The sequence below is a fragment of the Bacillus thuringiensis genome, assembly GCF_022095615.2.
In the GTDB taxonomy this organism is placed as follows: domain Bacteria; phylum Bacillota; class Bacilli; order Bacillales; family Bacillaceae_G; genus Bacillus_A; species Bacillus_A cereus_AG.
This window is the reverse complement of the sequence record NZ_CP155559.1, coordinates 1,021,490-1,046,142: the sequence shown is the minus strand read 5'-3', so window position 1 is coordinate 1,046,142 and position 24,653 is coordinate 1,021,490. Positions and strand designations below refer to the sequence as shown.

The following is a 24,653-nucleotide window of genomic DNA, read 5'->3' as shown; positions in this document are numbered from 1 at the left end:
AATTATATCGGCGATTTTCCTAATATATCGACTTACCGACAAATCACGACACAAAAAAGGAAACACCATTACACACCGGTGTTTCCTTTTTCTTTATACCAATTATATATACGAAGTGCATCTTCTTTACGCATATGCTTCACTTCATAACCTTGCCCCGCCACTGATACAACAGCTGTACATAGCTCGTCTTTCTTTTGAAAATACGATTGATTATATCCTACTGCTTGCACATGCCTTCTGCGCATGATCCCTGTATATTTCGCAAGACCTCGGTATACCGTGACTAGCTGATTGTCTCGTATCATATAACCACTACTTGTATACCGAGCGTATGCAAGTAACGTAAATATAATAAATAATGGTATTAAAGTGAACAATGCGATATGTTGTTTAAAATATATACTCGCACCGGTAATCGGCACAGCGAGCACAGCACTTGTAATCCAGCCCATTATTACGTAACGGCGTAATGCCGATTTCGGTAAATGAACGATTTCCTTTTCCATTTCATATGGCAACTGCAAATACGTAAGTAACTGCTGGACATCTTTCTTTTTCATAAAGGGATGTAGCATTACTTCATTTCCAGCCGCTTCTATACTTTGAATAACTTCCACTTCGACAGAGCAATATCCGAAAGGTTGACGGAGAATGCCTTCTTTCACTGTAATTGCTTGAATGCGGTGTAATTTTAACACAAACTCTTTCTTATCAAATAATCCCTGCACGATGCGAATTTCATTTCTATTTCGCTCTATTTTAAAGTTCGCATATTTTAACGCATAGCCGACTGTAGAAATGACCCACGAGACTGCCATTAAAATCGCCGCCATAACGATTAATTCATATACACCGTTATCCATCACATACGCTTCCACTCTACTGATAAGCCATTCTGGTAGAAATTGATTAAACTCTGTGTAAATAAGAAGTAATCCAGAAAATACTAATCCGAATCTACCAGATGTAACGGATGCAACTAAAATTTCTTTCGTCGTTAACTGATATACCGTCTGACTTTCTTCTGCCGCAGGCGTCTCTTCAGTCACAACACTTCTTTCTTTATGTAATAAAGCAATAAGTTCCTTCGCTTCATCTTCTCTAATACCAGCTAACATCACTTCCGGCTCAGTACCGCCGCCCGCTACTTCGATATTTAACTTTGTCAGTCCAAGCATCTGATAGATGATGTTAGAAGACGTACTAATATTTTGCACACGTTCTTTATTTAAATAACTTTCTTTCTTAACGAACACACCGTGTTTAATATGTACAATATTATTTTCGACCCAGTACACTTTAAAATACCATTTTATAGCTGAGAAAATAGCCATAATAAATACTATGGCCAAAAGAACAAGATGAAAGAAATACCAAGGTTCTACTTGACCATCCGATCGAAATAAAACAAGAAAAATAAAAGGCAACAAAGTCGCAATTCGAATACCTAATAAAATCGTGATCGGATGTTGCCTTTTATACATCCTGATCACTCACTTTCGCAAGTTCTCCAATTTGTCTTTTCAACTGTTCTGCTTCTTCCTTCGTTAAGCCTGGAATACTATGAGAAGTTGCCGCTGTTGAAATATGTAATTCTGCTAAATTATACTTTCTCATAATCGGTCCTTGTTCAATCGTTACATGCTGCACACGCATCATCGGAATAAGTACGCGTTTTACAACGAACATTCCCTTTTGAATCTCAATCTCTTCTTCATTTAATCTGTAACTATAATAACGTTGACGTAAATTTGGAAACACAAAATAATCAAGCGGGATAAATATAATAGCTCCTGTTACTAGCAAACCAAACAACCATCCCCACCAATTAAAAGTAATCATAAAAAAGAAATACGCAATTACGACTGCTAGTATAACTGCTGCCCCAATTAAAGCGTGGATTCGCCACACTTTCAGCATATTAGAATGAATCTCCCTTTCTAACGGCTGCATCTCATCACTCCAATTATATGAATTTATTACTTATATATTAGTTGGTATATACATTTTTGTAAAATTATAGTTTTCTACATCGTATCCATTACTTCTTTAAAATTCCCTTCATTAATCGAATACACTTGAAACTGAATGTAATCTATTTCATTCGTATTCGGGCGGGCATATGGCAAAATGTTAAATTTAGAAGCTGATCCTCCTAACATATCTACAATCATTAGAGAAACGTCAATATATTCGAAATCTACACGGAATACTACTGCTTCTCCCGTAAACTCATAATCTTTAATCGCATCATACGACTTATTCGCACTAATGAGCATTATTTTTAATAAGTGATTTAAATTTTCTGGTTTAAAATTAATCATATACACAGCTCCTTTTTCAACAAAACACTACAAAAATAGTGTAATCTTATACTTTCATAGCTTCACACATCAATTATATTAAAAATAAAGCTAGTTTTTTATAAATTTTTTGATATAATTACTTACGGGAAAAGGGAAGAATTTTGTCTTCCCTTGTGTTTTTATTTGCATCTAGTACTTTTGCTAGATGCTTTTTTTTATGGAAAAAAGGTACCCTCATATACTTTGAGGATACCTTTTTCATCGATTTAGTGCATTTCAATAATTGTACCGTCTTCAAATACTTTGAATACGCCAGTAAATCCTGGTCCAGCTGCGCCTTCTATTTTATATGTCGTACGCACTCTAATTTGATAATATTTCTTTCCATTCTCTACTTGCGTATTTTCTAGCGTGTAATCATAGTCTTCTTTATATTCATTTTTAATATATGCTTTAGCTTTCTCAAAAGTAAATGCATTTTGATTTTTTCCTGTCTCTACTTTTTGGTTCTTTTCTGCCTCAGTTTTTCCGTTCTTTTCTGTTACTACCTTTTGATTTTTTTCTGCCTCAGTTTTTTCGTTCTTTTCTGTTGCTACTTTTTGATTTTTTTCTGCCTCAGTTTTTTGAGTCTTTTCTGTTGCTACTTTTTGATTCGTTACTACATTTGTTTTTTGTGCCTTCGCTGCTTCACTCTTAGCAGTTTTTTCTTCTTCATTCATTTTAGTAACTAATCCTACAGCTTTTTTATTATATTCTTCAAGGTTCTTGTTACCTTTTGTTTCTGCAACTAACTTATTTACTATCTCTTTCGCTTCTGCATAATTTTTCTTACTTAATAACTCTTCACTTTTCGTCAGTTGCTCACTATACTTCTTTTTTTGTTCTACGATGGCTAGTAATGCTGCTCGTTCTTCCTTTGCCTGCTTTATAAGTGTATTATTCCCATCCTTCATGTTCTCTACTTTTTCAAATGACTTGATTGATTCTTCTACCTTTGTTTCTTCTTTTAACTTCACTGCTTCAATCATTATTTTCGTTTGTTCTACAAGCATCTTTGCATCTGAATCGTCTTTTTTCTCATCTAGCGCTTTTTCAAATGATGATAAAGCATTTTTATATTCTTTATTCGTTAACGCGGTCTTTCCTTCATCCATTGCTTTGTCAAAATTCCCATTGCTACATCCAGCTAACATTAAAAACGTAAGTCCAATTACCATTAATAACTTTTTCATTTTTTCTCCTCCTATATATCCCTAAAACAATAACAGCATATGTATAAAAGTCTGTGTAGTAATTAGACTGAAAGTAAATATGTACTACATTGTGTGTGGGAAAGGAAGTACATTTCATTTACTATCATTACTTAAAACTCCTAAATAGTTGGTAGTTGGTTTTCTTCTTTTAAGACAGAAAGGAATTTTAATCATGTGCGTAAAGCTCTCACCAGGCTCTTTACTACACACACTCTTATACACATAGAAAAACTATTTTAGTTTGCTATTTTTTTACTTTTATATATTCTCGGTTCATTGGGTACGAATCTCAACTCGTAACATACCGAAAAACAACAGAAAACAAAACGTAATAAAAGTCATGTTTTGTAACCTATTTGTAACACAAATGTAACACAAGGTTTTTAAACATACAATAGTTTTTTTACATTATTTTCCCCACTTTCTATATTTTAAGGAGTCAATCAGGTTCCAGTCCTTTGTGTAATAAGCCTTTTTCATAAAAAAACACCTCATTTCCATCAAAGTGACAAATAAAAAGTACCCCAAAAAGAAAAATCTCACATCTTTTTAGCGTACTACTATCCGTATCTACAATACTTGCAGATTAACAAAAAAAACGACCGCAAGACACGATCGCTTTTTTGGCTCTATTCATATCGTAATGCTTGAATTGGATCAAGCTTCGACGCTTTATTCGCCGGGAATACACCGAATATCACTCCAACTAATAAAGAAAAAACAAATGATAATAGCATAACCGGTATGGAGTACACTATTGTTGTACCTGTGGCTATCGTAAATATTTGTGCACTAATTACCCCAATTCCTATTCCAATTATTCCACCGAACGAACTCAATATGACTGCTTCGATGAGAAATTGAAGCAGAATATTTTTACGCTTTGCTCCAATTGCTTTTCTAATACCTATTTCTTTCGTACGTTCTGAAACTGATACGAGCATAATATTCATAATGCCAATCCCGCCTACGATAAGAGAGATTGCTGCACTTCCGCCTAGCATGAATGTCATCGTATCATTGACAGATGATGCAGTTTCCATTAAATCTTTTGGACTTGATACGCTATAACTATCTGTATCACCTATGATTGAATTCATCGTTCTTTCAATTCGGGTCGATATGAAATGAATCATATCCTCATTTTCTACCTTCACATATGTTGTCCCAACATTCGTAGTAGCAGCTAAACGCTGTCCAGTGCTAAGAGGAACAATAATCGTACTATCTCCGCTTGTTCCTAATGAACTTCCCACTGATTCAAGAACCCCAACAACTTTATAAGATGTTCCGTTTACCTTTACTGATTTACCGACCGGATCTCCTAAACCGAATAATGTTTGTGCAGTGCTTGCACCAAGTACTGCGATTTTTGAATGATTTCCCTGATCTAAGTCTGCAATGAAGCGTCCTGATTGCAGTTTTAAATCACGGACGTCTAAGTACGAAGAAGTTGTTCCAATCATTGATACTTGTGTATTCGTTTTTTCATGTTTCACTGTTACTCTTCCTGATACTGTCGGTGCAATAGCTTTAATACCATCGATATCCTGAATTTGTTTTGCGTCTTTTTCTTTAAATGTAGCATCTGAATCCGTAATCGATACCGTTAATACATTTGTACCCAGGTTACCAATTTGATCTTGTACCTCTTTGGTCGACCCTTGCCCTATCGCGACCATGACTATAACAGAAGATACGCCGATAATAATCCCCAGCATTGTTAAGAATGCTCTAATTTTATTCGCTCTTATGCTTTTCAGTGCCATTTTGAATGTTTGCAAACCATTCACCTCCATTCTCATAGAGCTGTCCATCGTGAATTCGGACGACGCGGCTTGCTTTCTTTGCAACATCTAAATCATGCGTAATAAGAATAATGGTATGTCCTTGCTCATTTAATGCATTCATAATTCCTAATATTTCTTTACTCGTTTTACTATCAAGTGCTCCAGTCGGTTCATCTGCTAGTAGAATAGGAGGATGTCCAGCCAACGCACGTGCTATGGCAACACGTTGCTGTTGCCCACCCGACAATTGAGAAGGTAAATGATTCGCTCGATCTGCCAATCCTACTTTTCGTAATGCTTCTAATGCTGTTTCTCTTCGTTCTCCCGCTTTCATACCTCGGTAAATAAGTGGAAGCTCGACATTCTCAGCTGCTGTCAGTTTCGCTATCAGGTTGAAGTTTTGAAAAATGAAACCTATTTTTTCATTTCGAATCGTCGCCAGCTCAGAGCTTTTCATTTTTCCTATCTCTTCATTATCTAGCAAGTATTCACCTGAATCCGGTCGATCTAAGCATCCAATCATGTTCATAAATGTTGATTTACCAGAGCCTGATGGTCCTATGATAGAGATAAAATCGCCCTTTTGAATATCGAGGGAAACACTCTTTAGAGCCATTACAGTTTCGCCGCCAAGTTCGTACACTTTCTTCATGTTCTTTATTTGAATAATTGGCTCCACCATAACATTAACGCCCTCCTTGTCCGCCGCCAGCTGGAGCTCCGCCATTAGATCTTCCCCCAAATTCGCCGCCAGGTCGTCCTTGGAAGTTACCACCAAATCCCCCTTGAGAGTTTCCGCCAGGCATCATCATAGGTCCTTGAGAAGAATTGCCTTTAGATTGAACTCTCGGTATTTGCACCGTATCTCCTTTTGCTAATCCTTTTGTAATTTCTACATGCGTATCATTTGAAATACCAGTTTCTACTGTCACTTTTTTTGTTGACTGCGTTGCATCGTCTGAAGATGTAGGAACTAATACATATTTTTCATTTCCGTTTGTATGCACCGCTTCTACCGGAACGTATAATGCGCCTTCTTTACTTTCTATTGAGATACTTGCTTCTGTTGACATACCTATTTTCATATTTTTCGGATCTTCAATTTGTACAGTTACGTCAAATGTAGAAACGCCTTTGTCTGCTGTTCCTTTTTCGGCTACACTTGTTACCTTTCCGCTGAATGTTTCATCGCCGAATGCACTTGCTGTTATTTTTACTGCTTGACCTTCTTTTACTTTCGGTACATCTAATTCATCAACACTAATCGTTGTTTGCAAAGCGTCATAATTTGTTATGTGTGCAATTGGATCCGCAGCTTGTACAGAATCACCGCTTGCAACAGAAAGACTTGTAATTGTCCCCGTTACTGGAGCTTGCAAAATACTTCCATCTGTAAAGGTTACAAGTGTTGCACCTGCCTCTACAACATCACCTTCCTTCACACTGACACTATCGGCTGTCAAACCACTCCCGCCACTTGCTTTATCCGAACTTGCACTATTGTTACCTCTCGTTACAGGTGATGTATATCCATTTGCATCTTTCATACGGAGAAGAATTGTTCCTTGTGACACTTTGCCGCCTTTTTTCACACTAACTGATTGAATTTCTCCGTCATATGGAGCTGTAACGACAGCACCATTTTTAAACGTTACAAGTGTATCACCCTTTTTCACTGTATCTCCAGCCGCTACACTTATAGTATCCACAATAAGAATTGTATCTTTCGCTGTTACATCTTGATCTGTATTTGCTGTAACCGAACCCGAACCACTAACTGCTACCTCCAGTTTTCCTTGTTGTACTGTCGTTGTTTGAGACGCGGCTACAACACCTTGTGTTTTATCTGTTTTATGTAAAAAGAACCAAGCGCTCGCTCCCCCTATTACAACAATAATGGTTGAAATAATAATCCACTTTTTCAAATCTCTATTCTCCTTCCTATTCTTGAGTTTGTCCCGATTGTTCTTGATTCGGCTGGAATTGACCATGACCATTACCATTACCCGGGAACATCTTACCCTGCCCTCTTGAGCCCATCTCTGAAAAATCCGGACTTTTACTTTGTTTATAAACTACATAACCTACTCCGATAGCTGCACACGTACTAATTCCCAAATTTACTATAAGTAAAATTTGTATTAACTTTTGTTTCGTTTGTTCCATTTTTGTTCCACCTCGTATATTTTTTGATAAGCCTATTGTGACTTTCGTTCCTTAACTTTTTCTTAAAAATTCAACCTTACATATGAAATCTCTTAAGAAAGTTCTTTTTCACAACAAAAAAGGTATCCTCAAATACTTTGAGGATACCTTTTCACTTTTATTATCTCTGCTGTTTTCTACCTAATACGAGCAATCCAAAACTCATCATGATAAGAAGTGCTCCCATGTATGGTTCCACAGGCATTTTCTGTCCTGTCTTCGGTAATTCTTTTTCAGGTGTTTCTGGATTCATCATTTCCGGTTTTCCTGGATCTGGTGCTCCAGGTTTTTCTGGATTCGGTGTTCCAGGTTTCTCTGGATTCGTTGTTTCTGACTTCTCTGGATTCGTTGTTTCTGACTTCTCTGGATTCGTTGTTTCGGACTTCTCTGGATTCGTTGTTTCTGACTTCTCTGGATCTGTTGTTCCAGGTTTCTCTGGATCCGTTGTTTCTGGTTTCTCTGGATCCGTTGTTTCTGGCTTCTCTGGATCCGTTGTTTCTGGCTTCTCTGGATCCGTTGTTTCTGGTTTCTCTGGATCCGTTGTTTCTGGCTTCTCTGGGCCTGGTGGTGCTAAAGAGGTCAGTTTGTTTAATACTTCTAATTGAACTGAGCTTATCATCCCTTTTGTAATTTCAAATGGAATTGGATTAGTTAATTTTTCATAACCTTTTGGTGCTTCTACTTCTACAAGTGTGTAGTTACCTACAGATAAGTCTGAGACTTTCGCTTTTCCTTCTTTATCTGTTGTTACTTTCGTTACTACTTTTCCCTTTTCGTCATGAACTTCAAACACTGCCCCTGATAATACATTCTTACTTTCAGCAGCCATTTTTGTAATTTCTACTGAGCCTTTGTCTAACTGTTCATTCTCTACTTTCAATGATAAGACTTTCGTCATACCTTTTGTAATTTCGAATGATACTGGCTCTGTTAATTTTTTGTAGCCTGGTAAATTCTCTACTTCTACTAGTTTGTAACTTCCTACAGATAGATCTGAAATTTTCGCTTTTCCTTCTTTATCTGTTTTTACTTTCGTTACTACTTTGCCTTTTTCATCTTGCACTTCGAATGTTACGCCTTCTAATAACGCGCCACTTTCTTTGTCCACTTTTGTAATTTCTACTGAGCCTTTATCTACTAATTCGTTCTCTACTTTTAGTGATAAAACTTCTGTCATACCTTTTTTAATTTCAAACGATACTGGTTTCGCTAGTTTTTTATATCCTGGTAAGCTTTCTACCTCTACTAGCTTATATTTCCCTACTGATAGATCTGAAACGTTTGCTTTTCCTTCTTTATCTGTCGTTACTTTTGTTACTACTTTATCTTTTTCATCTTGCACTTCGAATGTTACGCCTTCTAATAACGCGCCACTTTCTTTGTCCACTTTTGTAATCTCTACTGAACCTTTATCTAACAGTTCGTTCTCTACTTTCAATGATAAAACTTTCGTCATACCTTTTTTGATTTCAAACGATACTGGTTCTGTTAATTGTTTGTAACCTGGTAAGCTTTCTTTTTCTACTAATTTGTACTTTCCTACAGATAAGTCTGAGATTTTTGCTTTTCCTTCTTTATCTGTCGTTATTTCGATTACTACTTTGCCTTGCTCATCTTGTACTTCGAAGACTACGCCTGCTAATGCTTTTTGACTGTCTTTATCTACTTTTGTAATTTCTACGTTACCCTTGTCTAACATTTCATTTTCTACTGTTAAAGCAAGAGATTTTGTCATGCCTTTTTCAATTTGGAAAGTAATCGGATCTACTAATTGTTTATATCCCTTTGGTGCTTTTACTTCTACTAACTTGTATGTGCCAACTGATAAATTAGTAACTTGTGCTTGTCCTTTTTTATCTGTCGTTATTTTAGCGACTACTTGTCCTGCTTCATCTTGAATATCAAAGACTGCATCAGCTAAAGCACCTTTATTTTCTTTGTCTACTTTTGTAATTTCTGCATTTCCTGTATCCACTAATTCATTTTCTACAGTTAATTGTAGTGCTGTTACTCTACCCTTTTCAATTTCGAATGAAATTGGCTTTTCTAGTGGTTTATATCCTGCCGGTGTCTCTACTTCCACCAACTCATACTTCCCAATAGATAAATCTGAAACGTTTGCTTTTCCTTCTTTATCCGTCGTTACTTTTTTAACTACTTTTCCTTTTGAATCACGTACTTCAAATACAACATCTTTTAACGGTGCTTTACTATCTTTATCTATTTTTGTTATCTCTACATTCCCTGTATCCACCATTTCATTTTCTACTTTCAATGATAGAACCTCGGTCATGCCTTTTTTTATTTCAAATGATACTGGTTTTTCTAACTTTTTATAACCAGGTAAACTTTCTACCTCTACTAATTCATACTTTCCTACAGGTAAATCTGAAACATTTGCTTTTCCATCTTTATCTGTCGTTACTTTTTTAACTTCATTACCCTTTTCATCTTGGACGATGAATGTTACTCCCGCTAACGGTGCTTTATTATCTTTATCTACCTTTGTTATCTCTACATTTCCCGTATCTACCATTTCATTTTCTATTTTTAATGATAAAATCTCGGTCATGCCTTTTTTAATTTCAAACAATACTGAATCTGTTAGTTTCTTATAGCCTGGTAAACTTTCTTTCTCTACTAATTTGTACTTTCCTACTGATAGATCAGAGATTTTTGCTTTACCATCTTTATCTGTTTTTAATTCCTTCACTACTGTTCCAGCTTCATCTTGCACTTCAAAGACTACGCCTTTTAATACTTTCTGGCTGTCTTTATCTACTTTTGTAATTTCTACTGAACCTTTATCTAGCTGTTCATTCTCTACTTCCACTGATAGGACTTTCGTCATACCCTTTGTAATTTCAAATGATACTGGTTCTGTTAGTTTTTTGTAACCTGGTAAGCTTTCCGTTTCTACTAATTCGTATTTTCCGACTGATAGATCTGAAACTTTCGCTTTCCCTTCTTTATCTGTTGTTACTTTTTTTACTACTTTTCCTTTTGAATCACGTACCTCAAATACAACATCTTTTAATGGTGCTTTACTATCTTTATCTACTTTTGTAATTTCTACTGAGCCTTTGTCTAACTGCTCATTTTCTACTTTTATTGATAAAACTTTTGTCATACCTTTTTTAATTTCAAATGGTACTGGTTCTGTTAGCTTTTTGTAACCTGGTAAGCTTTTCGTCTCTACTAATTTGTACTTTCCTACTGATAGATCTGAAACGTTTGCTTTTCCTTCTTTATCTGTTACTACTTTTCTTACTACTCCATCTTTCTCATCTTGGACTTCAAATTCGACGCCGGCTAATACTGCCCCGTTTTCTTTGTCTACTTTTGTAATTTCGATATTACCTTTGTCTACCATTGCATTTTCCACTTGTATTGGGAATATGCCGTCCCCTGTTACATTTACTTCGAACTCTGTTTCTTTTAATTGGTATCCTTCAGGCGCCTTCGTTTCTTTTAAAATATATTTTCCTGGTGCTAACGGTTTAGAGATTGCCATACCATCTTTATCTGTAACAATATGTTCAATTACTACACCGTCTTTTACTATATCAAACTCTGCATTTGCTAATGGTTTTTCACCATTTTCCGAATCAATTTTCTTTACTTCAATTTGACCCTTTTGCATAGTATTTTTAATTTCAATTGTTTTTGTTTCTCCAGCTTGAAGTGTAATCTCTACTGGACTTGTTAATTTTTGATATCCTTCTGGCGCTACTGTTTCATAAACTTTATACGTCCCAGGAGCTAAAGTTTGAGGTACTGAAAAACCTTTTTCGTCCGTTTTCAGTTTTGCAACAACTTCATTTGCACTATTTCGAACCTCAAATTCGGCACCTTTTAACCCTTTGTTCGGATCCTCAGCATCTATTTTATGAATCGATACTGTACCTTCTTTTGGAGCTTCAGGCGGCGTAACAGTTACTTCTCTTGATGTTAATGTTTTATCATCAAAACGTAATTCCGCTTTATTAGGAATCTTCTTATCGACGTAAGAAGATAAGTCTGCATTATTTTTAATTTTCGCCTTGATACTGAGATTAATTATCTGGTCTTCATACGACTTATAGTCAAAGTTCTCACCAAACGTAAATGTTACTTCACTTCTTTGTTTATCTATATTTAACGTTCCTTTAGAAGTAATATCTTGGCCATTTTGATCATACACTTTTGCCTCTAATACTTCTAAAACATCTTCTAAATCATCACTAATTATCATTGACCTATAATTAGGCGGATCTTTCGGTATATGTGTACCAACTTGGTATTGAATAGCTTGATCCATTTGTGTTAACTGCTCATTCTCTACAAGCTTACCATTCTCATCAACTATATTTTTTTCAATGCTAGGTGGATTATCGTCACCTGAACCGGTTCCTCCCCCACCACTTACGAATACTTCTCCAACTTTTTCTTCAGTTACAATATTTTTACCTTCTAATTTCACAGTATTTTTATGAGGCTTTGCAGCGGGATTAGTAATCTTTGTTTTATATCTTAAAATATAACCTTTTGAACTGTCCGGAAATCCAATTGTAAATCCAGTTTTCGTTGCATTAATTTTAATTTTAGATAAATCTGCTGGCTTAATATTTGTTGCTGCATATCCATCTTCAAAGACAGCCTCTTCTAATACTAAACTATCTGTAATTAATTCATGCCCAGGTCCCAATGTGTCTGTTAATTTAAGATCTTGCATTTCTGTTCCAGTTGCATTTACATATACCGTCCAGTCTGCAATTGAAGGGTCTTCCTGATTATAAGAACCCCATTTTAATAAATTCTCCGTATTGGGCTGCGGCTTCGGTCTCTCTGTCGTATTGTTTACACTTACTTCTTTATTTACGATTTGACCATCAACGTTAAATTCTAATGGAATTTTTTTAATACCATCATATGCTTCTAGACCAAAATAGAATTCTACGAATAAAGAACCTTTAATGTTATTCTTTCCTTCTACGTAATCACCCATAGTACATGTCAATACACCCTTTTTCATCTCACATGTACCAACTACTTTCCCTTCAGCATCTTTTAAAGGAAAAGTCATATTCATAAGATCTTTTCTAAATTCTTTTGGCATATCAATTGTGAATTGATCTCCACTTTTTATTTTTTCTTTAGCTGACCACTTCACTTCTACTTTCATGCCATCTGAGGCTTGATATGGTTCAGACGTTGTACCATCAGTACGGGAGATATTAATCTCATCCACTGGATTTTTTATCACAGCGGCTTGAATAACTGGAGCCCACACATTTAGCACTGAAAATAATACTAGAAAAACTAATGAAACCATTGAAATATGCCTTTTAGTACTTTTCATTTGCATAGTTCCCTCCTAAATTTTTATATTTATATAACAAAAAAAGACCGTCCGGTTGCATCAAAAATGTGCAACCAGACGATCTTAGTAACCAATATGTATTACCGTAGACTCTAAGCTTTGCGGCCTATTCTTTCGAATAGTGTGCTAAAAATATCTTTTATTCTTTTTTTGTTTCATTTTCCTCTTAAACCAAATATTACTATACCGTCTGGACGGTTATAATTCAACACTTTGTATAATTGTTTTATTTTTCTAATAAAAAAAACAATTCACCACTACATTAAATAAGCAATGGTGAATTATATAGTTTATATATATTATTTATATGAATTATTAATAAGAGCTTGAATCACTTTTTCTCTTAATTCGGGGCTTAGTCTTCCAACCCCTAAATATTCCGAATACCATAATCCATCTGCTGCTAATCTAATAATTGTGGCACAAACCGAATCTATCTCATCATTTTCTATTTTATGTTGCAGTTGCTGAAATGATTTTTGTAACGGTTCAAGTAATTCAGGTTTTAGCATTAATGCTGCCATCATACTACTACCCAACTCTTCTACTCTTCCCTCATTACTTAATCTTTTCTCTACAAAAGAACGTACCCACTTTCCTTTCTTCTCTAAGTCTTCCGCTGCTTTATTATAGATAGCGTCTTGATACTCCTCCGTCCCTTTGAGTATCATACCCTCTATTAAAGCTTCTTTAGTTGAATAGTGATACAACAATCCACCTTTACTTATCCCCGCCTCTTTTGCTACCGCTTCTAAAGTTAATTTAGCAACCCCTTTACATTGGACAATTTGAGAAGCAGCTGCTAAAATTTTTTGCTGTGTTATACTTATACTCATTCCTTTTTAAAACCCCATTTCTAATAAATTTATATAAATACGTATCTTATTTTTAATATCGCTGAGTAATAATAAACATTTTCTTTATACAACAAAAGCTTCATCGCCTTTGAATTGTTCGTTGCTTCTTCTATTAAAAATTTCCATATCATTCAATATGATAACATTAAATATACAAAGTTGACTATACATCTATACTTTTATATTCATTGAAAATATACCCATAAACACGAAATGTATAAACATTGATTATTCTTATATATCTAATCTATAATTTAAATAGATTTATATTTTCATAAAAATAAAGTGAAATTTTATAAGGATGATTCCATTGAAAAAATTTTCTATTAGTTATTTAATATGCTTACTGGTTTTTTCTATCATTGTGAACGTTTTACAGTATACAGGCGTTCCAAATTATGCGGATTCATGGGGACCGATTTGGGTATCTATTATTATGCTTTCAATTCTTGGAAGTATTCCTGTTCTTATCGGTTGTTTAATAGGTGAATTTTGTTATAGAAAAATAAAAGGAAGTCACGAATTAAAAATTGGTATTCCTTTATTTATATTGTTAGGTATTTCCTACAATCATTTCTTCTTTATGTGGTTTAACAACAGAGATTTTCTATCCTTTTATTTAGAAGCTTTTCTGGAAACCGGCCTTCCTATTACTGTATCATCTGTACTATTTTATCTTGTCAGACGGCGTTAATTCTTTATTCACTACATAAAAAAATAGCCCGCCTTCCGCAAAAGACGAGCCATTCTATTTAATTCTCACTTATTCTCTTCTTATACCAATCCTGCATTCTCTCCGCATCTTCTACTCTCGTATGCTCTAATTTATAATTCGATGATGCGTTAGAGAACTTATACGTACATAGATTTGCACGGCGCTGGAAATATGATTGTGTTTTTTCCATTGATTGAACGTGTCTTCTTCTAACAAGCCCTGTATATTTTCCGACGCTGCGATATACAAGTGTAATTTGCTCTCCATCTACACTGTAACCATTTGTTTTAAATGTTGCGTATCCAAGTGTAAAGATGAGGATCGCAAGCGGAATTAGTGCCCACATGATGAAGTGCTTTTCAAAGTATATACTTATTCCAATAAGCGGGATCGCTAGCATTGCGAAGAATATAAAACTATCAATAAGATAGCGGCGTAATGCTGCTTTTGGTAATGAAATAATGTTTGCATTCATTTCATATGGTAATTGTAAATCCGCGAGTAACTGTTGTACACGATCTTTTCGAATGATTGGGTGTAGTGTAACTTTTTCTTTCTCGTCACCCAGTCCCTTACTTTGAATGACTTCTACTTGCACAGCACAATAACCGAACATTTGACGAAAAATGCCTTCTTTTATCGTAATCCCTTGAATACGGTGTAACTTTAGTACAAGTTCTTTTCTTTCAAGTAACCCTTGAGCAATACGGACCTCATCATTTCTTCGATTTACTGTGAAGTTACCATGTTTTAACGCGTAACCAATTGTAGATATAACCCACGAAAGTACGAGCAAAATGGCTACCATGAAAATCCATCCATATATATCATGTTCCATTACATACGACTTTACGCCATTCTCTATCCATTTCGGAATGTACTCATCTACTTGGTGATACACGAAAAAGATTAATGAGAATAATAGTCCAAACTGGCCAGATGTAACAGATGCTAATAAAATCTCTTTCCAAGTTAACTTGTATTCTGTCGATTGTTTTTCCTCTGTAACAATTTTTTTTTCTACTGTATTTTCTACTGCTTCGTCTAACGTTTCTTCTGCTTTCACTTCTGGAGTTGGCTCGTTTAGCAATGCAATAAGCTCTGTTGCTTCTTCTACTGTAATACCAGCTAAGCTAACTTCTGCATCGTCGCCCCCGCCAGCTGTTTCGATTTGAATTTTCTTTAACCCAAGCATTTGATATAACACGTTAGAACTTGTATTAATTGTTTGCACACGTTCTTTATTTAAGTAGCTCTCCTTCTTCACAAAGAGCCCTTGTTTCACATGTAATACGTTATTTTCAACCCAGTATGTTGTGTAATACCATTTTTCAAACGCTGAAAAGACAGTGAGTAAACCGAATCCAGCGGGAATTAAATACCAAAACGGGAACTTTCCATTTAAACTAAACATGAAAATAATGAGTGGTATAAAATCTGTTATTTTTAATTCTAATAACATCGTGATTGGATGCTGCCTCTTATACATCCTCATCACTCACTTTCGCTAATTCTGCGATTTTCGTTTTCAACATTTCAGCTTCATACATCGTTAAGCCTGGGATGCTGTGAGAAGTTGCCGCTGTTGAAATGTGTAATTCTGCTAAGCCATATTTTCTCATAATCGGCCCTTGTTCAATCGTCACGTGCTGTACACGAATCATCGGTACTAATACGCGCTTTACGACGAAAAGACCGTGCTGAATTTCAAGCTCTTCTTCATTTAATTGATAACTGTAATAACGTTGACGTAGTTTCGGGAATAAGAAGTACGAAAATGGTGCGAATGCAACTGTTAGCCCAATCATCACATACAAAATCCACGCCCACCAATCAAACTTTATCATGAGGAAAAGGTAAGCTAAAATAACGAGGATACCAATCCCTTCTTCAATGACAGCACGAATTTTCCACACCTTGACCATGTCAGGATGAATTTCATTTTTCAATGGATCCATGTAACCACTCCAAATCTAGTAATCTAATATATGAATACTCTCAAACTATATTTTACATAACTTTACAGAAAATTGTAATTTAATTATCTTTCTTCTCAGGGATAAAATATCCGAACCAAAGTAACCAAATGAAACCGATTAACTTCAGCCAACTTCCATCCGCTTGAAAAGCTTCAATCATACCTGGTATTTTATAAATCCCAATGAATCCAAGAAAACCGAGCCACCAGTTTTTTTGCATTTTCACTTTTATTCCTCCTTCATTACGTTTTTCACATTTCGAATCCAAATTTCTTTATACTTTAACTGGAATCCCATGAGCATGTAATTACTCATATTATCAATCACAAGCGCTAACGTATGAGCATTCTCTTCTGTTGCATGTTGTGACACAACGTCAAGTCGCGCGCCTTTCTTCAATAAATCGTGGAAACCATTTAAGAAATCTTCTTGTATTTCAAATAAGCGTTTCTGATACTTTTCATTTCGCGATGCAGTTACGATAAATTCATTTATAACGCGTAATATTCCTTCTTGTCCTTCATACTCAGAGAGCATATGTAAACCATCTGCGATTAACTTTTCTTCAAAGTTTTCTTTCGTATATTGCTCTTGATCGAAGTAGCTTGCAAAATGATACCCAGAAAAAATTTCTTCAAATAAAAAATCAACTAACGCTTCTTTAGAAGAAAAATGATAATAAATAGCCGGTTTTGAAATACCTACCTCTTTCGCAATCATGGAAAGACTCATCTTCTCAATGCCGTGCTCTGCCATAAGTTTAAATGATGCCTCTACAATGTTTTGCGATGTTTGTAAATTCTTTGTCATACTGTACCTCACTTTTTTTACTTACCGGTCGGTAAGTGAATTATAAAATGAAACGAAATGATTTGCAAGTTAGTTAACGTTACACAAGGAATTTATTGGTAAATACAGAACATATAAAGTAAAAGCAACATATAACAATAAGGAGGATATACATATGGCACTTGGCGGTAAAGGCGGCAGTGGTGGCACTGGCGGCGGTGAAGCTGGACAAAATGGTAAGGGCGTTAGTAGCGGTTATATAGTACTCATCGTGCTCTTTATCATATTAATTGTAGCTGGAATCAGCTATAGTGGACTTGGTTTTTAACTTTCATCAGTAAGAAAAGCACTGGCTATATAAACGGCCAGTGCTTTCTATTTTCATTATTGATCATCCACAATAATATACGCTGTTCGGATTGGCCCATGTACACCTACGACAAGGTTCATTTCAATATCTGCGCTATTTGATGGACCAGAAACGAAATTTACACAAGCGGGCAGTTTTTTCCCTGATGTATTTTGATCATGGATCAGTTTTGTGGCTTGAGTTAATCTTGGTACGATCGTACTTTTAGGAACGATTGCAATATAAGACTCTGGAAGAAGGCTAACGTGTCTTCCTTTTAACCCGTCATTAAATAGTACAACGGTTCCTGATTCTGCCAGAGTCATATCACTGAACGTAATGCCAAGGTCAGCAGCTTTCGCAAATGCTATATCCTCTTCTTTATGATCCGATCCCCACATACGAAAATGTGTTGAACCTTCACTTTTGAAAAGTGGAGTAAGACCGTATTCATGAAAACGCTCATCGTTCGCATACATAGCAGATTTGATATTCCAATCTGTTATAAAAGACCCCAATGTTTCAACAAGATTTTCCTTTGTTGTTCGCTTTACTTCTGTATGAATCACTTCGCAGTGCTCCATTAACTGTAATACAAATTCTTCTTGCGAAAGTCCGCTAAAAACATTCCACTGCGGAGAAACAGACCAGTTTGGTTTTTTCACTGCCTCTGGACGTTTCCTACCAAGCTTTTCTGATAATTGGAGTAAAAATTCCTCACGATTTTGGATGGCCATCATCGTTCTCCTTTACGTGTTTTTCAAACCATTTTCGAAACGGTTGTTTTTTCGGAACTGGGAAATCTCTTGCATCCGTCCAAGCTTTTAATGGCCCAATGCCACGCTCGATTTTATCACCTTTCGCAAGAGGTTTTAATGCATACGGAGCGCTCTTCGCAGCAAAAGAAAATAAGCTAGGGCTCTTCACTACTTTTTCGAAACCTTTCATAGCTGCGTTCCAAGCTACAGGTGATCGTTTTTCTTCTACAATGCGGCTGCGATGTTTAATTAATAAGTCGTGTAACGGGATTTTCACTGGACACGCTTCTGTACAAGCACCACAAAGGCTAGATGCATAAGGTAAATCCTTATATTCATCATATCCCCCTAAAAGCGGTGTTAACACAGCTCCAATTGGTCCTGGATAAATAGAGCCGTATGCATGTCCACCAATATGCCTATATACAGGACACACATTAATACATGCTGCACAGCGAATACACTGCAGCACACTTTGGAATTCTGTCCCTACAATATCAGAACGCCCATTATCCACAATAACTAAATGAAATTCTTCAGGCCCATCTGTCCCGCCAGGCTCCGTTAATCCTGTAATATAACTCGTTAACTTTTGTCCTACAGAACTTCGGCATAGAAGTGTTACTAAAACATCAAGCTCTTCCCATGTCGGAACAATACGCTCCATCCCCATAACTGTAATTAGCGTTTTCGGAAGTGTCGTAGTAAGTCTTGCATTTCCTTCGTTTGCTACGATGGAAATGGACCCAGACTCTGCAACCGCAAAGTTACATCCAGTCACTCCTATATCCGCCGCAAAGAAATCATCACGTAAATAGCTTCTTACAAACCTCGCCATTTCCGTAGGATCAGAGGTGCCCGTGTAATTTAACTTTGTTTTGAATATTTCACAAATGTGTTCTTTATCTTTGTGAAGGCACGGAACAACAATATGTGACGGCGGATCGTGGTCGTTCACTTGTAGAATAAATTCAGCAAGATCTGTTTCTAACACTTCCGCTCCAGCTTCTTCAATTGCCTCATTTAAACTAATCTCTTCCGTTACCATCGATTTTGATTTCACAATTTTTTTCGCATTTTTCTTTTTTACAATTTCTTTTACATATTCCCTTGCGTCTTCTGCCGTCTTTGCAAAATAAACAAAACCACCGTTTTTCTCAATATTTTCACTTAGCTCATATAAATAATAATCAAGATTTTCTAATGTATGCTTTCGAATTTCTTCTCCTAAAGCTCGCCATTCTTCCCAATTCCCAAGACTCTCAGTCGCTTTTAATTTCTTGCCCCTAAGACCATCTTGTGCTTTCCTAACAGCCTGTCGCATAAATTGATCACCAATGCCAGTTGCAGTACGCTTATGAAAGGGATCATTCCCAATTCTCATTCCCATCTGTATATCCCCCTCTTATTTTCGGTCCTCATTTAATACTTGAGCAATATGTTTTACATCAATTGGATAACCATTACGTGTTAAACGTCCTTTTATATTCATTAAGCAGCTACAATCCATCCCAATTAATAAGTCCGCACCGGTTTCCATAATATGCTTTACTTTTTCATCGACCATTTGTTCAGAGATTTCTGGCATCTTCACTGAAAATGTCCCTCCAAATCCGCAGCAATCATAATTGTGCGGCAGCGAAACCACTTCCAGCCCCTTGACACATTTTAATAATTTTTGCGGTGGTTCTTTAATTCCCATTAATCGGCTCATATGACAAGATGTATGAACCGTGGCTTTTTTATGAAGCTCTGCACCTAAGTCTTCTTTCCCTAATACTTCAACGAGAAATTGTGTAAATTCATACGTTTTATTCGCAAGCTCAGTCGCTTTTTTCTTCCACTCCACTTCACTGTCAAAAAATAAGGTAGAAAACTCGTGAACCATCATCGCGCACGAACCCGATGGTGCCACAACATATTCTGAACTAGCAAAGGTTTCAATCATATGTTTTGCCGCTGTTTTCGTTTCTTTCACGTACCCACTATTATAGGCAGGTTGTCCGCAGCAAGTTTGACTTTTAGGAAAATCAACTTCACACCCTAAATCTTCAAGAATTTCGACGACATCTCTTCCGACCTCTGGATAAAAAACATCTGCCACACAAGTGATAAAAATTGATACTTTCATATTTGCACCCCTAAATACAGTAAAGTAAACGCAAGTGACTTTATAACCAAGTCTTCCTTTGTTGTATATTATTGGTAACCACTAAAAAAATATGAATAAAAATATAAAAAAAGTGATTGAGAACTATCTTAATCACTAAATATCAAAGTCGGAAGAAGCCACACTCGTTACCATTCCGTCTAAACAGCGAGAGTTATTAGGCGATATAAATAGACTCGTGGACGAACCATCAGGTAAGGTCGTAGGAAGTTCGATGAGAAAATAGGAACGAAGAGGGGGAAAGCCCCTCTTCGTTTTTGAATCAAAAGCAACAACATCTACGAAAACAGCCAAAATAATAAATAGAAAAGCCTCCTACATTACACATGTAGGAGGCTTTCTTTTTTGATAAAACAAATCAATCTCTATTCAGCAATCGCATACGATAACAATTCATCGTCACTTCTCCGAGTCTTTGCAGTAATTGATAGTTCGCATATGCGCCAACTGGGGCACCGATTATTGGTACGAGCTGAAGCATTTTTGCTAAATCGATATAGTCTCGGTACTCTGTTTGGAACTTTTCCCAGTCCATATGATTTTCTTCTTCTGTATCCCACGTTTCGATTGCTTTCCATATTTCTTTTCGGTGGTCGTCACTTGAAAAGGCAAGTTGGAAAACGTGAAGAATAAAAAGGCGCTCTTCTTTATTACTCGTATCAAACCCGTACAACGTTGCTGCATCAAATAAAAATTTTATTTTAATGCCGAGTAGAAGCGGAAAGTCAGCAAGACCAAGGAGAATACCGCCAGCTCCCGTCCCTGCTCCTTCTGCCGCTGCTATTTTTTTGTACTCATCCATTTTTTTACGTACTTCGTCGTCTCGTCTTTGCAATGACCAGTTCGTCTCTTTTAATTTCGGCTTTATAAAGTTTGATCCGGCACTAATCGTTTGCACCATCATCCGAATCGTTTCTGTTAATACTTTTTGCACTTTCGCCGGAATAAGCTGTTGTACTTTCGTCTGCACTTTCTTAGAGAACCGTGTCATCATAGAAGAATCTTTCATGAATGTAGCTTTCCACTGCTCCAATTCTTTTATAACCTTCTCTTCATATGTAATCATAGGTTCATTCCCTTCAATTTAAAAGCTCAATACGTTTCGCCCCGTATTGATAAACGAAACCGATACTAAATACTATGCTTACGACTAATAAAATTCCCGTCATCATGAAATCTTTCGTCGCAAGGGCGAATATAACTGTAAATACAACGCTGCCGATAATAAGGATCGCATTTAATAAGACAAGAAAATCTTTCTTCTTCTCTTCTCCCCCGACCGGATACAAATCAAGCCAAATCTTCATGCGGTGATGCTTCCATAAAGTTAATAGCTGATAACCGATTAAGTATAGGAAGATAAAGCTTACGATAAATCGTCCGTATAAAAACGGAATAAAGTAAAGAATAACTCCGCCAAGAGCGAGCAGGCGCACATACAAGCCGAAATAGTTACCAGATCGTAAAAATGTTCTCGTATATAAGTATAGATATGTACGCTTTTCACCGATTATTGAAAGAATGAAATCCAGCCATTTTCGGCGAGATACTCTTTCTTTTAATGCTGGTACGTCAACGAACATGTTCGCGATGCGATACAGCAGCATCATTTTCTTACCCTCTTCAGAAATTAAATACTCCCAGTTTAGCGGCTTTCCCTTCACCATTTGATGCATGATAGCGAGGTATAATACCATGAGAAGGATGATTCCGCCAATAAACATAACGGAAGTACGTTCTACAAGGAAGTACACAAATAAGCCGTTTAAAATAAAACGAATGAACCAATCAGCTCTTTGTATATTTTGATCGGTTAAAAATGATTTTTCCCACGCGACGAATAAATTCCACGCTTTTACAATGACAAGCGCGAGTACAATCCATATGTAAGCTGCTCCTGTTTGCTTCATTTGCTGGAAGTATAACGGGGCAAGCGCTGCTGCTACGATTGCGATTATGTATAACTGAATCATAAACGTAAAGAGAAATGCCTTTGTAAAGTAAGGTTTTAACTTTTCTTCAACTGGCAGTAAGTAAACGAGATCTGCTTCTTTTAATAATGTTTGGATTGATCCGGCTGTTAATACGAGTCCAAGTAACACTGCCATAACGAGCCCAGTTGGAAACAAAGGTGTTAACGTTTGTAACCATTGCTGGTAATAATACGCTCCTGCGCCGATGATGAATACGAAAATAAATTTTAAATGATCATTAAATACGTATTTACTATATGTACGAACTTCTTGTAGAAAGTGACGAAATCGTTCTTTCCATAATGCTGTGCTATTCATAATCTTCTTCCTTCGTTAATGCAATATAAATATCATCTAGCGTTGCACCTGGCATATTAAAATCGGATTGCAGCTCAGATAATGTTCCCTTCGCTCTTACTTCGCCTTGATGCAGAATAATGAATGAGTCACAATAACGCTCTGCCGTCGCTAAAATATGTGTACTCATTAAGATTCCTGCACCACTCTTTTTCATTTGATCCATCATTTGAAGTAGTGATTGAATCGCTAACGGATCAAGCCCAACGAAAGGTTCGTCCACAATGTACAGAGATGGTTCCACTAAAAATGCACTCATAATCATTACTTTTTGTTTCATCCCTTTTGAGAAATGAGATGGGAACCATTTTAAACGATTTTTCATGCGAAATTCTTGTAATAGTTGTCCTACACGTTCTTCATATTGTTTTTCATCAACACCGTACGCCATCGCTGTTAACTTCAAATGCTCTTCTAGCGTTAGCTCATCATATAATACTGGTGTTTCTGGGATGAACGAAAAACTAGAACGATACGCTGTCATATCATCACGAATTGTTTTCCCATTAATTGTGACAGTTCCTTTTTTCGGTTCCATTAAACCGATAATATGTTTAATCGTCGTACTTTTACCCGCCCCATTTAAACCGATTAAGCCGACAAGTTCACCTTTATCCACAGAGAACGAAACATCTTTTAGTACAGGTCGTTTCGTATATCCTCCTGTAACATTTTCTACACGCAATAACTCGCTCATACGACACCACTTTCTTCATTAGTATTCATTCTATATTCATCTTACCAAAAATGGCGCTGTACTACATAGTATCGATGCCCTCAAAAAAAATTTAAATTTGTTAGCATATATTTTTACGAAAGCGGACATCATAATTAGTGAAGAAGGAACACATTGAAAAAGCAACCACCAATTGATGAGTAGAACAACATAGTGAAGTCATCATGAAATGGGGTGTCCATGTTGGACAAAGAAATTTACACATAACCAGATCATTTGTTTCATTTTAGAAACGGGGTGTCTCCGAAAGAGCATATACTGTTTTAAAAAATAAACAATTTCCTTTTATAAAGATTGCAATTCATTTCACTTGAAAATGGGGTGTCTACGGCAGAAACTTTAGCCGATTTACCGTGCATTTCTTAAATAAATGAGGTGTCTGCGAAACGTAAATTACGATAATGCTTTTTCAATCCCTCTTCAGAAAACAGGAAGCTGAGTCAGCTTCCTGTTTTTCGTGTTTGTTCTCTTATATAATTATGGTAAAATACGGCTAAGGCTACTTGAAAGGATGAGATCAATGAACCATACAGCGGACAATTGTATTTTTTGTAAAATTATTGACGGGCAAATCCCTTGCTCAAAAGTATACGAAGATGAACATGTGCTTGCATTTTTAGATATTAGTCAAGTAACAAAAGGACATACTCTTGTTATTCCAAAAGTTCACAAACAAGACATTTTTGCGTTAACGCCAGAAATCGCATCACACATTTTTTCTGTCGTTCCGAAAATCGCAAATGCGATTAAAGCAGAGTTTAATCCAGTTGGCTTTAACCTACTTAACAATAACGGTGAAAAAGCTGGACAAACTGTGTTCCACTTCCACCTTCATTTAATTCCACGCTACGGTGAAAACGATGGTTTCGGTGCTGTTTGGAAATCACATCAAAATGAATACACAATGGAAAATTTACAAAACATCGCAAGTACAATTGCAAATAGTGTGAAATAATGACACTATAATAAGAAGTAATACATAACAAGCCACTTTCCTAAAGTGATTACATATTGCACGGCTTGTTTCTCCACTCAAGATGCCGGGGACTGT

Annotated in this window: 23 protein-coding genes and 1 riboswitch; of the genes, 3 read left to right on the top strand and 20 right to left on the bottom strand. The window is 36.2% G+C overall.

The window, feature by feature from the left end:
* Positions 1-68: 68 nt before the first annotated feature.
* The 10 genes from KZZ19_RS05385 to KZZ19_RS05340 all read right to left on the bottom strand — a co-directional run bounded on the left by KZZ19_RS05385 (position 69) and on the right by KZZ19_RS05340 (position 13,755).
* Entirely contained in the window at positions 69-1,487 is a 1,419-nt protein-coding gene (locus KZZ19_RS05385) for a PH domain-containing protein (RefSeq protein WP_237979758.1), read from the bottom strand.
* The gene (locus KZZ19_RS05380) at positions 1,480-1,956 is read right to left on the bottom strand and encodes a PH domain-containing protein (RefSeq protein ID WP_226545637.1); all 477 of its coding nucleotides are present in this window, start codon (positions 1,954-1,956) and stop codon (positions 1,480-1,482) included. The genes KZZ19_RS05385 and KZZ19_RS05380 overlap by 8 nt, the downstream gene beginning before the upstream one ends.
* A gap of 74 nt (positions 1,957-2,030) precedes the next feature.
* Positions 2,031-2,327, bottom strand: coding sequence for a protoporphyrinogen oxidase (locus KZZ19_RS05375; RefSeq protein ID WP_237979757.1), 297 nt, complete (start codon positions 2,325-2,327; stop codon positions 2,031-2,033).
* 248 nt (positions 2,328-2,575) lie between these two features.
* Entirely contained in the window at positions 2,576-3,541 is a 966-nt protein-coding gene (locus KZZ19_RS05370) for a hypothetical protein (protein ID WP_237979756.1), read from the bottom strand.
* A 650-nt stretch (positions 3,542-4,191) separates the two neighbouring features.
* Entirely contained in the window at positions 4,192-5,346 is a 1,155-nt protein-coding gene (locus KZZ19_RS05365) for an ABC transporter permease (RefSeq protein WP_400790793.1), read from the bottom strand.
* Positions 5,303-6,034, bottom strand: coding sequence for an ABC transporter ATP-binding protein (locus KZZ19_RS05360; RefSeq protein WP_265413007.1), 732 nt, complete (start codon positions 6,032-6,034; stop codon positions 5,303-5,305). Before KZZ19_RS05360 ends, KZZ19_RS05365 begins: the two co-directional genes overlap by 44 nt.
* Before the next feature lie 4 nt (positions 6,035-6,038).
* Positions 6,039-7,277 (bottom strand): efflux RND transporter periplasmic adaptor subunit, encoded by a 1,239-nt coding sequence (locus KZZ19_RS05355; RefSeq protein ID WP_237979754.1) that lies wholly within the window; start codon positions 7,275-7,277, stop codon positions 6,039-6,041.
* Between the two features lie 16 nt (positions 7,278-7,293).
* Complete coding sequence (locus KZZ19_RS05350; RefSeq protein WP_237979752.1) at positions 7,294-7,518, bottom strand: hypothetical protein; 225 nt, start codon at positions 7,516-7,518, stop codon at positions 7,294-7,296.
* A 160-nt stretch (positions 7,519-7,678) separates the two neighbouring features.
* Complete coding sequence (locus KZZ19_RS05345) at positions 7,679-12,904, bottom strand: SpaA isopeptide-forming pilin-related protein (RefSeq protein WP_348638028.1); 5,226 nt, start codon at positions 12,902-12,904, stop codon at positions 7,679-7,681.
* A gap of 60 nt (positions 12,905-12,964) precedes the next feature.
* A riboswitch (cyclic di-GMP riboswitch) is annotated at positions 12,965-13,057 on the bottom strand.
* 161 nt (positions 13,058-13,218) lie between these two features.
* Positions 13,219-13,755: a TetR/AcrR family transcriptional regulator gene (locus KZZ19_RS05340; protein WP_237979750.1), complete on the bottom strand. Its 537-nt coding sequence runs from the start codon at positions 13,753-13,755 to the stop codon at positions 13,219-13,221.
* A gap of 331 nt (positions 13,756-14,086) precedes the next feature.
* On the opposite strand from KZZ19_RS05340, the gene KZZ19_RS05335 reads away from it, so the two are divergent.
* Positions 14,087-14,470 carry a hypothetical protein gene (locus KZZ19_RS05335; RefSeq protein ID WP_237979749.1) on the top strand — a complete coding sequence of 128 codons (384 nt, stop codon included), beginning with the start codon at positions 14,087-14,089 and terminating at the stop codon, positions 14,468-14,470.
* Between the two features lie 58 nt (positions 14,471-14,528).
* On the opposite strand, the gene KZZ19_RS05330 is transcribed toward KZZ19_RS05335, so the two are convergent.
* The 4 genes from KZZ19_RS05330 to KZZ19_RS05315 form a co-directional block, all read right to left on the bottom strand.
* The gene (locus KZZ19_RS05330; protein ID WP_237979748.1) at positions 14,529-15,980 is read right to left on the bottom strand and encodes a PH domain-containing protein; all 1,452 of its coding nucleotides are present in this window, start codon (positions 15,978-15,980) and stop codon (positions 14,529-14,531) included.
* The gene (locus KZZ19_RS05325) at positions 15,973-16,449 is read right to left on the bottom strand and encodes a PH domain-containing protein (RefSeq protein ID WP_088095429.1); all 477 of its coding nucleotides are present in this window, start codon (positions 16,447-16,449) and stop codon (positions 15,973-15,975) included. The genes KZZ19_RS05330 and KZZ19_RS05325 overlap by 8 nt, the downstream gene beginning before the upstream one ends.
* Before the next feature lie 79 nt (positions 16,450-16,528).
* On the bottom strand, positions 16,529-16,696 hold the full coding sequence (locus tag KZZ19_RS05320; RefSeq protein WP_063222392.1) for a hypothetical protein: 168 nt from the start codon (positions 16,694-16,696) through the stop codon (positions 16,529-16,531).
* A 2-nt stretch (positions 16,697-16,698) separates the two neighbouring features.
* The gene (locus KZZ19_RS05315; RefSeq protein ID WP_088095428.1) at positions 16,699-17,280 is read right to left on the bottom strand and encodes a TetR/AcrR family transcriptional regulator; all 582 of its coding nucleotides are present in this window, start codon (positions 17,278-17,280) and stop codon (positions 16,699-16,701) included.
* A 154-nt stretch (positions 17,281-17,434) separates the two neighbouring features.
* Between KZZ19_RS05315 and KZZ19_RS05310 the strand changes: the two genes are divergently transcribed.
* Positions 17,435-17,587, top strand: coding sequence for a sporulation protein YjcZ (locus tag KZZ19_RS05310; protein ID WP_237979747.1), 153 nt, complete (start codon positions 17,435-17,437; stop codon positions 17,585-17,587).
* A 56-nt stretch (positions 17,588-17,643) separates the two neighbouring features.
* Here the strand turns inward: KZZ19_RS05310 and KZZ19_RS05305 are convergent, their stop codons facing one another.
* The 6 genes from KZZ19_RS05305 to ecsA form a co-directional block, all read right to left on the bottom strand.
* On the bottom strand, positions 17,644-18,345 hold the full coding sequence (locus tag KZZ19_RS05305) for a LutC/YkgG family protein (protein WP_237979746.1): 702 nt from the start codon (positions 18,343-18,345) through the stop codon (positions 17,644-17,646).
* Positions 18,326-19,756: a LutB/LldF family L-lactate oxidation iron-sulfur protein gene (locus KZZ19_RS05300; RefSeq protein WP_237979745.1), complete on the bottom strand. Its 1,431-nt coding sequence runs from the start codon at positions 19,754-19,756 to the stop codon at positions 18,326-18,328. Before KZZ19_RS05300 ends, KZZ19_RS05305 begins: the two co-directional genes overlap by 20 nt.
* A 15-nt stretch (positions 19,757-19,771) precedes the next feature.
* Positions 19,772-20,497, bottom strand: a complete 726-nt coding sequence (locus KZZ19_RS05295; protein ID WP_237979744.1) for a (Fe-S)-binding protein — start codon at positions 20,495-20,497, stop codon at positions 19,772-19,774.
* A gap of 397 nt (positions 20,498-20,894) precedes the next feature.
* Entirely contained in the window at positions 20,895-21,602 is a 708-nt protein-coding gene (gene ecsC, locus KZZ19_RS05290) for an ecs operon protein EcsC (RefSeq protein ID WP_078400424.1), read from the bottom strand.
* Positions 21,603-21,615: 13 nt separating this feature from the next.
* Entirely contained in the window at positions 21,616-22,827 is a 1,212-nt protein-coding gene (gene ecsB / locus KZZ19_RS05285; RefSeq protein WP_237979743.1) for an ABC transporter permease EcsB, read from the bottom strand.
* Positions 22,820-23,563 (bottom strand): ABC transporter ATP-binding protein EcsA, encoded by a 744-nt coding sequence (ecsA, locus tag KZZ19_RS05280; protein ID WP_237979742.1) that lies wholly within the window; start codon positions 23,561-23,563, stop codon positions 22,820-22,822. The genes ecsB and ecsA overlap by 8 nt, the downstream gene beginning before the upstream one ends.
* Before the next feature lie 559 nt (positions 23,564-24,122).
* On the opposite strand from ecsA, the gene KZZ19_RS05275 reads away from it, so the two are divergent.
* Positions 24,123-24,557: an HIT family protein gene (locus tag KZZ19_RS05275; protein ID WP_001016840.1), complete on the top strand. Its 435-nt coding sequence runs from the start codon at positions 24,123-24,125 to the stop codon at positions 24,555-24,557.
* Positions 24,558-24,653: the final 96 nt, after the last annotated feature.